General features: G+C 64.2%; 10 protein-coding genes. 5 read left to right on the top strand and 5 right to left on the bottom strand.

What is annotated here, in order from left to right:
* Window position 1: 1 nt before the first annotated feature.
* Window positions 2-835 (bottom strand): EAL domain-containing protein, encoded by an 834-nt coding sequence (locus tag B0G74_RS16690; protein ID WP_132375965.1) that lies wholly within the window; start codon window positions 833-835, stop codon window positions 2-4.
* 352 nt (window positions 836-1187) lie between these two features.
* Between B0G74_RS16690 and B0G74_RS16685 the strand changes: the two genes are divergently transcribed.
* Genes B0G74_RS16685 through fahA form a run of 3 tightly spaced genes read left to right on the top strand, consistent with a single transcriptional unit; the run spans window position 1188 to window position 5240 of the window.
* Window positions 1188-2552 (top strand): MFS transporter, encoded by a 1365-nt coding sequence (locus tag B0G74_RS16685; RefSeq protein ID WP_132375964.1) that lies wholly within the window; start codon window positions 1188-1190, stop codon window positions 2550-2552.
* 34 nt (window positions 2553-2586) lie between these two features.
* A complete protein-coding gene (gene hmgA / locus B0G74_RS16680) occupies window positions 2587-3933 on the top strand; it encodes a homogentisate 1,2-dioxygenase (RefSeq protein WP_132375963.1) in 1347 nt (448 codons plus the stop codon).
* Window positions 3930-5240 (top strand): fumarylacetoacetase, encoded by a 1311-nt coding sequence (fahA, locus tag B0G74_RS16675; RefSeq protein ID WP_132375962.1) that lies wholly within the window; start codon window positions 3930-3932, stop codon window positions 5238-5240. Before hmgA ends, fahA begins: the two co-directional genes overlap by 4 nt.
* 149 nt (window positions 5241-5389) lie before the next feature.
* Here fahA and B0G74_RS16670 read toward each other — a convergent pair whose 3' ends face one another.
* The 3 genes from B0G74_RS16670 to B0G74_RS16660 form a co-directional block, all read right to left on the bottom strand.
* Window positions 5390-6550 carry an MFS transporter gene (locus tag B0G74_RS16670; RefSeq protein ID WP_132375961.1) on the bottom strand — a complete coding sequence of 387 codons (1161 nt, stop codon included), beginning with the start codon at window positions 6548-6550 and terminating at the stop codon, window positions 5390-5392.
* 73 nt (window positions 6551-6623) lie between these two features.
* On the bottom strand, window positions 6624-7790 hold the full coding sequence (locus tag B0G74_RS16665; protein WP_132375960.1) for an MFS transporter: 1167 nt from the start codon (window positions 7788-7790) through the stop codon (window positions 6624-6626).
* A gap of 192 nt (window positions 7791-7982) precedes the next feature.
* Window positions 7983-8807 (bottom strand): crotonase/enoyl-CoA hydratase family protein, encoded by an 825-nt coding sequence (locus B0G74_RS16660; RefSeq protein ID WP_132375959.1) that lies wholly within the window; start codon window positions 8805-8807, stop codon window positions 7983-7985.
* A gap of 91 nt (window positions 8808-8898) precedes the next feature.
* On the opposite strand from B0G74_RS16660, the gene B0G74_RS16655 reads away from it, so the two are divergent.
* Window positions 8899-9516, top strand: coding sequence for a hypothetical protein (locus B0G74_RS16655; RefSeq protein ID WP_132375958.1), 618 nt, complete (start codon window positions 8899-8901; stop codon window positions 9514-9516).
* Here the strand turns inward: B0G74_RS16655 and B0G74_RS16650 are convergent.
* Window positions 9513-10511 (bottom strand): 2-hydroxyacid dehydrogenase, encoded by a 999-nt coding sequence (locus B0G74_RS16650; protein WP_132375957.1) that lies wholly within the window; start codon window positions 10509-10511, stop codon window positions 9513-9515. The two genes, B0G74_RS16655 and B0G74_RS16650, sit on opposite strands and share 4 nt — an antisense overlap.
* A 524-nt stretch (window positions 10512-11035) precedes the next feature.
* On the opposite strand from B0G74_RS16650, the gene aspT reads away from it, so the two are divergent.
* The gene (gene aspT / locus B0G74_RS16645; RefSeq protein WP_132375956.1) at window positions 11036-12718 is read left to right on the top strand and encodes an aspartate-alanine antiporter; all 1683 of its coding nucleotides are present in this window, start codon (window positions 11036-11038) and stop codon (window positions 12716-12718) included.
* The last annotated feature ends 79 nt before the right edge of the window (window positions 12719-12797 follow it).

Raw genomic sequence — 12797 nt, 5'->3', positions numbered from 1 at the left:
CTCAAACCGCCCGGTCGTGATAATGCGCATTGAACAACGGGCCTTGCACGAAGCGCACGTCGTACTGCTGCAACGCCTCGAACTGCGTTTCATCCATCACGCGGTTGAAGATCAGCGGAATCCGCAAGCGGCCCGCATAACCCACTAGCGGTTTAACCGTGGCATCGCGCAAAGCGGTCCCCGCATCCATCTTGATGAAGTCGAGGCGCGCAGTCTCCGACACCGACAGAATCTGCCCGGCATTGGACAGATTGCCCGCCACCTTGAAGCCATAGTGCTGGTAGCTCTTGGTCAGATAGCCTAGAAACGTCTTGTGCGCTACCGCCGCGGCCGGCAACTCGATCACCACCCGCGACGGGTTCAATCCGAACGACAACAGCACGCTCGAAAAATGACGCCCGTGGTCGTACTTCACACTCTTGAGCAGCCGCTCGTGCACGCGCAAAAAGAGCAACCCATGCCGCTGCGCGCCGAAGAAATTGATGGCGTGCAGCGCGCGTGACATGCGGTCGAGCGCGACCAGTTCCTGATCGTCGGCGATACGGTCGAACGGATCGAACACGTCGAATGGCGCCGCCTCGACCCGGTGCGTGACGGCCTGAAAGCCGAGTTCATCGCCGAAACGGTCCACCCCCTCGACCCCCGAAGACAGTGACTGCGCCAACGCATGCACGCTGATATCGAAGATCGGCTCATAGGCGCTGGCGAGTTCGACCCCGTCGAATTGCGCCAGCGCGACGTCGTGATGCAGGCCTTGACCCATTACCAGATGCTCGCCGAGAAACGGATGATCGGCGGCGCGGGCAATGAGGTTGGGGATGGTCGGCGGAATCATGTAGACGTATGGATGGCGATAGTGAGGCGCTCGGCGCGCAGCAACGCGACTCGATTGCCGCATGCACTGATGGTAGCAGTCTGCACCGCCGTCACATGAACAAATTGCTCATAACGTTATCCGTCGAACGCTTGTGCCGACTGGCTGTCCGGGTTTCTTGGATGGTTTTTCAGGGTTTACGTTAATTTCACTAATCATAATTCATTTTACTATACGTAAATTGCAGTGCGACTGCGATGGCGGGATGACTTGTGCCGTGCGCGCGGCGCATGCGCCGCCCACTGGCGCCGTCCGGCCGTTTCAGCCGCGCCTCCACCATCGAATAATTCAGTCAGCATCAGGAGACGAACCAATGAGCGCAAAACCGGCCGCGGCCGCCGCCAATGTGATCGAAGTCGAGCGCGTGCTCGGCGAAACGCATCACCCGGCATTCCAGTTGCTGCTGCTCGCGCTATGCGGGCTGTGCCTCGTGATCGACGGGTTCGACGCGCAAGCGATGGGCTACGTCGCGCCGAGCGTGATCGGCGAATGGCATGTCTCGAAGGCGGCGCTCGGTCCGGTGTTCAGCGCCAGCCTGTTCGGCATGCTGCTCGGCGCGCTCGGGCTGTCGGTGCTGGCTGACCGCATCGGCCGCCGTCCGGTGCTGATCGGTTCGACCTTCTTCTTCGCGCTGTCGATGCTGGCCACGCCCTTCGTCACCACGATCCCCGCGTTGATCGCACTGCGCTTCATCACCGGTCTCGGCCTCGGCTGCATCATGCCGAACGCGATGGCGCTGGTCGGCGAATTCTCGACCCCCGCGCATCGCGTCAAGCGCATGATGCTGGTGTCGTGCGGCTTCACGCTGGGCGCGGCGCTCGGCGGCTTCATCAGCGCCGCGCTGATTCCGGCTTATGGCTGGCGCGCGGTATTCTGGGTGGGCGGCGCGGTGCCGCTGCTGCTCGCGCTGGCGATGCTCGCCGCATTGCCGGAGTCGCTGCAATTTTTGGTTCTCAAGGGCCGCAGCGAGCGCGCGTTGCGCTGGCTCGCGAAGTTCGACCCGGCGCTGCCGATCGACGCGAACACGCGGCTCGTTGTGCGTGAGAAGGGCAACGGCGGCGCGCCGGTCGCCGAATTGTTCCGGGCCGGCCGCGGCCCGGTAACCTTGATTCTGTGGGCGATCAGCTTCATGAACCTGATCGATCTGTACTTTCTGTCGAACTGGCTGCCTACCGTGATGCGCGACGCCGGCTATTCGCCGGGCACGGCCGTGATCGTCGGCACGGTGCTGCAAACAGGCGGCGTGGTCGGCACCTTGCTGCTAGGCTGGTTCATTGAACGGTTTGGTTTTGTGCGCGTGCTGTTCGTGTGTTTCGCGGGCGCGGCGCTGGCGGTCGGCACGATCGGCACGGTGGCGCACGCATTGCCATGGCTGTTGCTCGTGGTGTTCGCGGGCGGCTTCTGCGTGGTCGGCGGACAACCGGCGGTCAATGCACTGGCCGGTCATTTCTATCCGACCACGCTGCGCTCGACCGGGATCGGCTGGAGCCTCGGCATTGGCCGGATCGGTTCGGTGATCGGACCGCTGATCGGCGGTCAACTGATCGCGCTGAACTGGTCGAACGCCGCGCTGTTTCATGCGGCGGCCCTGCCGGTGCTGTGCTCCGCGCTGCTGGTAATCGCGCTGGCCGCCGCGACGCGCCAACGCGGCCAGCCGTCCGAGCCGCGCACCGCATGAGATGACGAGATCGAGTATCAACGGAGAACCTTGCATGGACACCCAAACACGCACGCCGAACACTGCCAGTTCGCGGCTCGAAATCGAGCCGGGCTATCAGTCGGGCTTCGCGAACGAATTCGCGACGGAGGCCTTGCCGGGCGCCTTGCCGGAAGGCCGCAATTCGCCGCAGCGCGCGGCGTATGGTCTGTACGCCGAACAACTGTCGGGCACGGCGTTCACCGCGCCGCGCGGCCACAATCGCCGCTCGTGGCTGTACCGGATCCATCCGGCGGCGGTGCACAAGCCGTTCACGCCGCTGCCTTCGGAGCGGCTCGTCGCCAACTTCGCGGAGGTGCCGCCGACGCCGCCCAACCAGTTGCGCTGGGACGCGTTGCCGATGCCGGCCGAGCCGACCGATTTCATCGACGGCTGGGTGACGATGGCGGGCAACGGCGCGGCCGAATCGATGAGCGGCTGTGCGATTCACCTGTACGCGGCAAACCGCTCGATGCAGGACCGTTTCTTCTATACCGCGGACGGCGAACTGCTGATCGTGCCGCAGGAAGGGCGCCTGCACATTGCAACCGAGCTCGGCAAGCTCGACGTCGAGCCGTTCGAGATCGCGGTGATTCCGCGCGGCGTGCGCTTCGCGGTGAGCCTGCCGGACGGCACGGCGCGCGGCTATATCTGCGAGAACTTCGGGGCGTTGCTGCGTCTGCCGGACCTCGGTCCGATCGGCTCGAACGGCCTCGCCAATCCGCGCGACTTCCTCACGCCGCACGCGGCCTATGAAGACCGTGAAGGCGACTTCGAACTCGTCGCCAAGATGAACGGCAATCTGTGGCGCGCGGATATCGGCCATTCGCCGCTCGACGTGGTGGCGTGGCACGGCAACTACGCGCCGTACAAGTACGATCTGCGCCGCTTCAACACCATCGGCTCGATCAGCTTCGATCATCCGGACCCTTCGATCTTCCTGGTGCTGCAATCGCAAAGCGACACGCCGGGCGTCGATTCGATCGACTTCGTGATCTTCCCGCCGCGCTGGCTCGCCGCCGAAGATACGTTCCGCCCGCCCTGGTTCCATCGCAACGTGGCGAGCGAGTTCATGGGCCTCGTGCACGGCGTGTATGACGCCAAGGCCGAGGGTTTCGTGCCGGGCGGCGCGAGTCTGCATAACTGCATGTCGGGTCATGGCCCGGACGCGGAAACGTTCGAGAAAGCCTCGCACGGCGATACGTCGACGCCGAAGAAAGTCGCCGACACGATGGCCTTCATGTTCGAAACGCGCACGCTGATCAAGCCCACGCGCTTCGCGCTCGAAACCGCGCAATTGCAGGCGCATTACTACGAGTGCTGGCAAGGTCTCAGGAAACACTTCAATCCGGAGCAACGATGAACGCACCGAGCGATCTTCAGGCGACGCTCGATCCGTCGCGCAAAAGCTGGGTCGAGTCGGCCAACGATTCGAGCAACGATTTTTCGATTCAGAATCTGCCGTTCGGCGTCTTTAGCGACGCTCTGAATGCGACGCGCCGCGTGGGCGTCGCGATCGGCGACAGCATCGTCGACCTGGCCGCGCTCGAAAGCGCGGGTCTGCTGACGCTGCCTACGTCGGGTGCGGGCGACAGTGTATTCGTGCGCGACGCGTTGAACGATTTCATCGCGCTCGGCCGTGACGCGTGGCGCGGCGTGCGTATTCAGTTAAGCAAGCTGCTCTCGCGTGATAACGCGACGCTGCGTGAGGACGCCGAACTGCGCAGCCGCGCGCTGATCCGTCAGGCCGACGCGCAATTGCATCTGCCGGTGCAGATTCCCGGCTACACCGATTTCTATTCGTCGAAGGAGCATGCGACGAATGTCGGCTCCATGTTCCGCGATCCGAAGAATGCGCTGCTGCCGAACTGGTCGGAGATGCCGATCGGCTATAACGGACGCGCGTCGTCGGTGTTGGTGAGCGGCACGTCCGTGCGTCGGCCTAACGGGCAGTTGAAGCTGCCGGATCAGGAGCGTCCGGTGTTCGGCGCGTGCCGCAAGCTGGATATCGAACTGGAAACGGGCTTCGTGATCGGCGCGGGCAATGCCTTGGGTGAGCCGGTTGCGTGCGCGGATGCCGAAGCGCATATCTTCGGCATGGTGCTGCTGAACGACTGGAGCGCACGCGATATTCAGCAATGGGAATACGTGCCGCTCGGACCGTTCAACGCGAAGACCTTCGCGACGACGATCTCGCCGTGGATCGTGACGCTCGACGCGCTCGAACCGTTCCGCGTCGCGCAGCCGGCGCAGGAGCCCCAACCGCTCGCATACCTGCGGCACGACGGCGAGCATGCGTTCGATATCACGTTGGAAGTGAAGCTGCGTCCGCAGCAGGCGAAGCAGGCGAGCACGATTGCGCGAACCAACTTCAGGCATATGTACTGGACGATGGCGCAGCAACTCGCCCATCACACGGTATCGGGCTGCAATACGCGCGTGGGCGACCTGATGGGCTCGGGCACGATCAGCGGCCCGACCGAAGATTCGTTCGGCAGCCTGCTGGAGTTGACGTGGAACGGCAAGAAGCCGCTGGAGTTGCAGGAAGGCGGCACACGCAGTTTCATCGAAGACGGCGACGAATTGACGCTGGCCGGCTGGTGTCAGGGTGAGGGTTATCGTGTGGGTTTCGGCGCATGCGTCGGGCAGATTTTGCCGGCGTTGAAGTAACGCTGTAATAGCGGACGAGCCGCACGCAACGTGCACGACGAAAAACGGGGACGCCATTTATCGTGGCTTCCCCGTTTTGCTATTCATGGGTCATCATCATGCAGGGCGCCGCGCCCAAGCGCCGAAACGCTTAAACCAATGTCCGGCGATCAACCAACGACTCGTACCGGCGCACGCCGTCTCTCCCACCAGACCGCCGCCAGAAACGCCAACGCCGCAACAAGCAGCACCCCGACCATCGCGTCATTCCCGACGCCCTTCATCAGCGCGCCAGCCACCAGCGGGCCGCCGAAACTCGCCGCGCTCCAGGATGCGCCCACCAGCGAACTCGCCGACACCAGCGCGACGCCGCGAAAGCGCTCGCCGCAGGCAACCAGCGACAGCGTGTAAATCGCGCCTGCCGCCGCGCCGAGCACATACAGCAGAGGCCAACAGAGCCACGGCGAAGTCATCGCCCACGGCAGCAACGGCAGCAGCGCCACGACGATCACACCGCAACCGATATGCACGCGTTCGCGTCCAAGCTGGTCAGCCAGCCAGCCGATCGGGAATTGCATCGTCGTATCGCCGAGCAGCAGCGCCGACGCGAACAGCACAGCCACCTCGCTCGTAATGCCGTGCGACATGGCGAAGAGCGGCAGCAGCGAGAGCGCGATCGTGTCGAACAACGCGAAGAAACCGGTGCCGATCACGAGCGCCGGCATCTGCGGCAAAACATGGCGCCAACTGCCGTGCGCCGCGTGCTCATCCTCGGACGCTTGCGGCGTCTTGCGGATCGTGGCGAGCATCGGCAGCGCCAGCAGAAAGATCGCCCCGCAAATCAGGAAGCGCCACTGCGTGAAGCCGGCGATCTGACTCACCAGCACAGGACCGGCCATCTGGAACAGCGTGAAGTTGGTCGCGTAAATCGCGATCACGCGGCCGCGCGTGGCGTCGTCGGCCAATTGGTTGACCCACGCTTCGCCGATCGTGAAGAGGAGCATCAGCGCCGCGCCGCATAGAACACGCAACACGGCCCACAGCCACAGGTTCGAGGTGAGTTGCATCAGCGCCGTGGCGAACGCCACTACCAGCACGGCGCTCACGATCACCTGGCGGCCACCGAAACGCGCCGCGATCCATCCCGCGAGCGGCACGATGACGAGCCCGCCCCCCGCTTGCGCGGCAGTCAGCAGGCCGACCACGTCGGTGCCGTAACCGGCTTGCGTGAGTGCGAGGGCAGTGAGGGGAAGCGTTGCGCCGCTGCCGAGTCCGACGACGGCGACGCTGAGGATCAAAGCGAGGAAATCGCGGGTGAAGATGACTTTCATCGGCCGAGATGCTACTACGGCCGCGAGTCATCCGCACCTGCGCGGGGTTTGACGCGCGCGAGCAGAAGGGCGGTTAGCCCGCCATCGCCATGCGTTGCGCGCGCCGGTCGATCGACACCGACCACAGTGTCAGCACCAGCGCGCCGATCGAGGTCGCCACGCCGACCCAGGGCAGCGTCGTGAGCGGTGCGCCCGCGCCGATCGCTATGCCACCGAGCCAGGCGCCGGTCGCATTGCCGAGGTTGAAGGCGCCCTGGTTCAAGGTCGAAGCCAGATTCGGCGCATGACTCGCGCGGTCGACGATCAGCATTTGCAGCGGCGGCACGATCGCGAAGGCCAGAATGCCCCACACGAAGATCGTGATCATCGCCGGGATCTCCGAATGCATCGTGCCGGCGAAGATGGTCAGAATCACGACGATGGCCAGCAGAAACGCCACCAGCGACGGCATCAGCCGCCAATCGGCGAGCTTGCCGCCGAGCGTGCTGCCCACCGTCAGGCCGAGGCCGAACAGCAGCAAGACGAGTGTGACCGCGTGCGGTGTGAAGCCGGTCACGTCCTCGAGAATCGGCGTGATGTACGTGAAGGTGGAAAAGAGGCTCGCCGACGCGAGCACGCTGATGCCGAGCACCATCAGCACTTGCGGGTTCTTCAGCACGCTGAATTCGTGGACGAGGCTGGCCTTCTGCATTTCGATCTTCGCGGGCAGGCACACGGCGAGCGCGGCCGCCGCGACGACGCCGATGCCCGTCACCGCCCAGAACGTGGCGCGCCAGCCCACCGCCTGGCCGAGCGCGGTGCCGAGCGGCACGCCTAGCACGTTGGCGAGCGTGAGGCCCGTGAACATCAACGCGATCGCTTGCGCGCGACGGTTCGGCGCGACGAGGCCCGCGGCGACCACCGAGCCGATGCCAAAAAAAGCGCCATGGCAGAACGCGGTCACGATGCGCGCGGCCATCAGCACCGCGTAGCCCGGCGCAACCGCGCACAGCAGATTGCCGACGATGAACACGCCGATCAGGCTCATCAGCGCCTTCTTGCGCGGCATGTTGGCGACCGCGATTGCGACGATCGGCGCGCCGATGGTGACGCCGAGCGCGTACGCCGACACCAGCATGCCGGCCGCCGGAATCGACACGGACAGGTCGCGCGCGACATCGGGTAGCAGCCCCATGATCACGAATTCGGTGGTACCGATTCCAAACGCGGCAACGGCAAGGGCAAGCAGGGGCAAAGGCATGGTGAAGGAGCGTGAATCGGCGCGACGGGAAGCGTCGCGCGGCCGGCGCGCGTTTTCGGGGCGAGAACGCGTGCGCCGTACAGGGGTAAAACAGTAGGGGATTCTACCTAAGTCAAAACGGGCTTGCTGATCGTCGACACGTATGTTGTTTTTTGCTGAAAGTCGCTGTCTAACGCGAGCCTTGCTGCGTTTCTAGCGGCTGCCACCGTCGGGGCCGAGCGTTTTGCCGTGGCGGCCGGCACCACTGGCGAAATGCGCCGCGCCGGCCACACCTTCGTCGAAAACCGCTTGATAACCGCCGGCGCCTTCACGGCGCAATGCTTCTGCGACATCGTCGAGCATGCTGTTTTCCAACACCGAACGGCGGTCGGCGAGCAACGCAGCCTGCGGAAAGGCGGCCAGTTCGGCGGCCAGCTGTTCCGCCGCGGCGCGTGCCGTGCCTTTTGGGACGACGCGATTGGCGAGACCGAAGCCGAGCGCTTCCTGCGCGCTCACCGCGCGGCCGGTCAGAATCAGGTCGAGCGCACGTGACAGGCCGATCAAGCGCGGCAAGCGGATCGTGCCGCCGTCGATCAGCGGAATCCCGACGCGCCGGCAGAACACGCCGAGCACCGCGTCGTCTTCGACGACTCTCAGGTCGCACAGGGCCGCCAGTTCCAGGCCACCCGCCACCGCATAACCGGCAATCGCGGCGACCACGGGCTTGCTGAAGCTCATGCGCGTCGGTCCCATCGGGCCGGGACCGCTGCCGTCGGCATGCAATTCGTTGCGACGGGTGTCGTCAGCGAGGGCGGTCAGGTCCGCGCCGGCGCAGAAAGTGCCGCCCGCGCCGAACAGCACCGCCGCGCGCCAGGCCGGCTCCGCTTCGAAGCGGGCGAACGCGGCGCTGAGCGCGTCAGCGACAGGACGGTCGACGGCATTTCGACGCGCAGGGCGCTCAAGGATGATCGTCGCCACGCCGATATCCTGATTAGCTTCGATGCGCACGTGGTCATTGAAATTTTGCGTGGTTATCATCGTTGTCACCGTAGAAGTCATCAGCGTCTGCCCGCTGGGTGCGGGTTGTGAGCAGTGTGCTCATGCAGAGTAATTAATACCGTGGTCTGTCATGCTTCTTACACAATCGGCTCGTAGCGTAAGCGCTCTTTTAATGCGCTGGCGTCTTTTCGCCGGCTTAACGAGCCTGCCTTTGCCCTTGTCCAATTCATCGTCAGCCGCCGCGCCGGCTTGTGCCGAGACGGTCTGGACCGTGCCTCTGCAAGAGCATCCATGGTACGACCACGTGCGCCTGAAACGCGTCTTCGTCACGGACGGCACGCGGCATCAGGTCGTCCTCGTCGACGTGCGCAAGCTGCTCGCCTGCGCCAATCGCGACAATACCGATTACGTGCTGAAGCCGGTCGCCGAATGGCATTCGGGCAAGGTGCGCGGCATTCGCGAGTTTCTCGATCCAGAGAACCCGCGCGTTCCGCAGATGCCGTACGTGACCATCTCGACGCGTCGCGCGCCGGGTCTGCTGGGCTGGTTCGGATTGGAGCGCGAAGGCGTGGTGGCGTTTCGCAACGGCCAGCATCGCGCGCGCTATCTGGCCGATGCGGGCGCGCGCTGGTTTCCGGTGGAAGTGCACGAGCGTGAGGCGACGTTGCTGCGCGAACTCTGCGGCGCCGCGGACGACGCGCGCACTGTGGTTCGCGCGACGCCGCTGAACACCGGCGGCGGCACCTAAGCGGGCGCGCGCACCACGTTGCGCGGCGTGCCGGCCTGCCACGCCACGACGTTATCGAGCGTGGTCTGGGCGATCTCGTTCATCGCCTCGCGCGTGAAGAACGCCTGATGCGCGGTGACGATCACGTTCGGGAACATCAACAGACGCGCGAGCACATCGTCCTGCAAGGGCAGGTTCGAGTGATCCTCGAAGAACAGGCCGCCTTCTTCCTCGTACACGTCGAGCCCGAGGTGGCCGAGCTGGCCATCTTTCAGGGCGCCGATCAGCGCATTGCTTTCGACGAGGCCGCCACGGCCCGTGTTGATCAGCATCGCGCCGCGCTTCATCTTGGCGAGCGCGGGGCCGTCGATCAAATGGTACGTGTCCGGCACCAGCGGACAATGCAGACTGACCACGTCGGATTCGGCGAGCAAAGTGTCGAGCGGCACGTAGCGGGCGCCGAGCGCGAGCAGATCGTGGGCGGGCTTGCCGGGATCGTACGCGAGCACCTGCATGCCGAAGCCCGCCATGATGCGGCCGAATACGCGGCCGATCATGCCCGTGCCGACCACGCCCACGGTCTTGCCATGCAGATCGAAGCCGAGCAGTCCGTGCAGCGAAAAGTCGCCTTCACGAGTACGTGCGGCGGCGCGCGGCAGGCGCCGGTTCAGCGCCAGAATCAAGCCGACCGCATGTTCGGCGACCGCGTGCGGCGAGTAAGCCGGCACCCGCGCGACCGTGATGCCGAGACGCTCGGCCGTGGCCAGATCGACATGATTGAAGCCCGCCGAGCGCAACGCGATCATGCGCGTGCCGCCGGCATGAAGCCGCTCCAATACCGCTGCGTGAACGTTGTCGTTGACGAACGGGCATACCACTTCGTAGCCCTGAGCGAGAATGGCCGTCTCGCTGTCGAGGTGCGACTCCTGGAAGTGCAGTTCATAGCGATGCGTGGCATTGGCTTCGGTGAACGTGTCGCTGTCGTATTGGCGGCTGCTGAACAGGATCATGCGCATGTCGGGCTCCGAAGAATACGTGCCGGCGCTAACGAAGCGGCCTGATGGCGCGGCAGGCGAACGGTCCAGTATAGGGTAAGCCTCACGGACCAGGTACTTGCAATCCATTCGCCTTTGCTAAAGATCATTTTTTGCGAAGACAGGCGGACGCGAGTTAAAAATAATATTGACAGCCCTGCGGAATTACAATATCAATTAAAAAAGGCAGTTCGAAAAGGCGTGTTTCACTCATGCTGTAATAATTGGCCATCAGCAGACGATATCTTTTCAAGGCGTCAGGTAACTTCGCGAGGAAAGAGTGAGAATCGAGCTATCGAATGGCTATTTCAATACCCGCCGCCGCAGTGCGGCAAATCATCCCGGGCGCAACTCGCGTCATCCCCTTACCATAAATTGAGTTTTCACTCATTCGCTATGCCGATTGAGTAATGCGTGCGTAATACTGGGGACCGAATAAATCTATTCGAGTTTCTCGAACGATTTTTCGGTTTCCTGCCAATAAACCCGTTAATCGGCGAGCCAACATGATCGGTGAATTGCTGAGGTCTCAACCGGAGATCGCGCTGTTCGCAAGCCTTGCAATCGGATATTTCATTGGTTCGTTCCGCGTCGGGCCCATTCAGCTCGGCGGCGTGTGCGGCACGTTGATCGTTGCGTTGTTGTTGGGCCAGACGGGCGCGCGCATCGCCCCCGATCTGAAGAACATCGCGTTCGCGCTGTTCATCTTCGCGCTGGGCTTTACCGGCGGGCCGCAGTTCTTCGCCAACATCGGCCGCGGCTGGCGCTACGGGTTGCTGTCAGTGGTCGAGATCGTGTCGGTGCTGGTGCTGATCGTGATCGCGGTGGCCGTCATGCGGCTCGATGCCGGTACCGCGGCCGGTCTGCTGGCCGGCGCGGCGACGGAGTCGGCCGTGATCGGCACGGCGTCCGAGGCGATTGCCAAGCTCGGCTTCGGCGACGCGGAAACAGTCCGCTTGCAGGCCAATATCGTGACCGCGTACAGCGTGAGCTACCTGTTCGGCCTGATCACCATCGTGCTCTTTACGAGCCAGTTCGCACCGCTGCTATTGCGCGTCAATCTGCGCGACGAAGCCGAGCGCGTGTGGCGCAAGCTCGGCGGCGACGGCGCATTCGGCGAGGGACAGCACGCGGCCGCGCCGGCGCTGGTGGGCCGCGCGTTTCTCGCCGGTACGGCGGCTGGCGCGACGATTCGGGCGTTCGAACAGCAGTACGGCTTCAATTTGACGGTCGAGCGCGTGCGGCGCAACGGCCTGGACGTACCGGCCGAACCGCAACTGACGCTCGCACCTGCCGATGTCATTCTCGTGGCGGGGCGACGTGAAGCCATAGTGGCGGCCGCTACCGCGCTTGGTGACGAAGTGAGCGGCACCGACTTCGGCCTCGTGATCGCCGAGAAGCTCGACGTGGTGCTGACGCGCCGCGACCTGCACGGCCGGACCATCGCGCAGGTGCGCGAACAGGCGACGCCGGAAAACGGACGCGGCGTCTACATCGCGGCGGTCACGCGGCTCGAGAGCAGAGTGCCGGCGCTGCCAGGCACCGAACTGAATCGCGGCGACGTGCTGACGCTGGTAGGCACGAAAATCGATGTGGAGCGCGGCGCGAAGCGGCTGGGCTACGCGCTCGTCGCGACGCAGAAGACCGACTTCGTCTATCTGGGTCTGGGCGTGCTGGTCGGCATGGCGATCGGCCATCTCGGCGGACGGGTGGGCGGCGTGTCGGTTGCGCTCGGTACGGGCGGCGGTTGTTTGCTGTCGGGGCTGCTATTCGGCTGGATCCGTTCGCGTTATCCGCTGGTCGGTTCGCTGCCTTCGGCGGCCGCGCAAATCCTCAAGGACTTTGGTCTTGCCACTTTCATCGCGGCAGTGGGTTTGTCGGCGGGACCGGACGCCATCAAGCTGGTGCGCGAATACGGTCTCGCGTTGCCAGTGGCCGGGATTCTGATGGTGCTCGTGCCGGGTCTGCTGTCGCTATGGATCGGCCGCATGTTCCTCAAGCTCGAGACGCCCATGCTGCTTGGCGCGATTGCCGGCCAGCAATGCAGCACTCCCGCGATCAGCGCACTGGTGGGCGTCACCGGCAACTCCACTCCCGTGATCGGCTACACGATCACTTATGCACTCTCGAACATTCTGTTGCCGCTGATGGGGCCGGTGGTTGTCGGCCTCGCCGGGAAATTCCATTAGGCGGCAGATGTGCCGGACGTGGCACGCCATGCCACGTTCGGTCGATGCGGCAGGCGGCAGGCGGCATGTGGCGCGCGAC

It is taken from the genome of Paraburkholderia sp. BL9I2N2 (genome assembly GCF_004339745.1).
Classification (GTDB): domain Bacteria; phylum Pseudomonadota; class Gammaproteobacteria; order Burkholderiales; family Burkholderiaceae; genus Paraburkholderia.
Note: the sequence above shows the minus strand (reverse complement) of the source record. Positions and strands in the feature narration are given on the sequence as shown.

Coding starts and splice junctions, on each gene's coding strand:
- B0G74_RS16660 (WP_132375959.1), bottom strand. CDS start 8,807: ATGATAACCACGCAAAATTTCAATGACCACGTGCGCATCGAAGCTAAT.
- B0G74_RS16650 (WP_132375957.1), bottom strand. CDS start 10,511: ATGCGCATGATCCTGTTCAGCAGCCGCCAATACGACAGCGACACGTTC.
- hmgA (WP_132375963.1), top strand. CDS start 2,587: ATGGACACCCAAACACGCACGCCGAACACTGCCAGTTCGCGGCTCGAA.
- fahA (WP_132375962.1), top strand. CDS start 3,930: ATGAACGCACCGAGCGATCTTCAGGCGACGCTCGATCCGTCGCGCAAA.
- aspT (WP_132375956.1), top strand. CDS start 11,036: ATGATCGGTGAATTGCTGAGGTCTCAACCGGAGATCGCGCTGTTCGCA.
- B0G74_RS16665 (WP_132375960.1), bottom strand. CDS start 7,790: ATGCCTTTGCCCCTGCTTGCCCTTGCCGTTGCCGCGTTTGGAATCGGT.
- B0G74_RS16690 (WP_132375965.1), bottom strand. CDS start 835: ATGATTCCGCCGACCATCCCCAACCTCATTGCCCGCGCCGCCGATCAT.
- B0G74_RS16670 (WP_132375961.1), bottom strand. CDS start 6,550: ATGAAAGTCATCTTCACCCGCGATTTCCTCGCTTTGATCCTCAGCGTC.
- B0G74_RS16655 (WP_132375958.1), top strand. CDS start 8,899: ATGCTTCTTACACAATCGGCTCGTAGCGTAAGCGCTCTTTTAATGCGC.
- B0G74_RS16685 (WP_132375964.1), top strand. CDS start 1,188: ATGAGCGCAAAACCGGCCGCGGCCGCCGCCAATGTGATCGAAGTCGAG.